Annotated in this window: 1 protein-coding gene; it reads right to left on the bottom strand. The window is 55.4% G+C overall.

The window, feature by feature from the left end; all coding sequences use genetic code 11:
* Window positions 1-3 precede the first annotated feature (3 nt).
* Window positions 4-858: DNA polymerase III subunit delta (gene holA / locus ACTHUR_RS12820; RefSeq protein ID WP_440398870.1), on the bottom strand; the 855-nt coding region annotated here is incomplete at its 5' end.

An 858-nucleotide genomic window follows, 5' to 3' on the forward strand; every position in this document is an offset into this window, starting at 1 on the left:
GTTTCAAGCGGCCAGCGAGGTAACGAGCTGTTTGAACTCGGTCCATGCATCGCCTTCTTCCGCGCCTTTGATGATGCGGTCGATTTTGGCGCAGGTTTTGAGCGCGTCGAGCAGGCGGTTGATGGAAATGCGTTTGACCGCCATCGGTGCAAGGGTCTGCTTGTCGCCCCATAAACGCAGGCTGTTGCGCAGGCTTTGGATGTTTTGTCCCTGCTTGAGTGCGGCAGTCAGGCGGATTAGGGTGCAGATGTCTTCGGCAACCGCCCACAACAGCAAAACCGGCTCTTCGCCTTCTTCTTCCAAACCGTCCAGCAAACGGGAAACGCGCAGGGCGTCGCCTTTCATCCACGCGCCTGCCAGTTGGAATACGTCGAAGCGGGCGACGGTGGCAACTGCGGCTTCTGCGTCGGCAATATTGATTAAATGGCCTTGAGGATGGAGCAGAGCGAGTTTTTCGATTTCCTGACGGGCGGCCAAAAGATTGCCTTCGACGCGCTCGGCAAAAAGGGCGAGTGCTTCGGGTTCGATGTCCAAACCCTGCTGTTTCAGACGGCCTTGTATCCATTGCGGCAAAGCATGTGGCGCAACGGCTTTGGCTTCTAAGACGATGCCTTTGCCTGCCAATGCGGAAAACCATTTGGACTGGATTTGCGCTTTTTCAAGCTTGGGCAGGAGGATGAGCGTAACCGTATCTTCGGGCAGGCGTTCGGCGAAGGTTTGCAGGGCATCACCTCCGTTTTTGCCGGGTTTGCCGTTGGGAATATGGATTTCCAGCAGTTTCAAATCGGCAAACAAACCTGCGCTGCCGGCACTTTGCAACAGCTCGTTCCAGTCAAAATTGTTTTCGGCAGTATAGAC

Source organism: Neisseria sp. P0021.S007, from assembly GCF_051956855.1.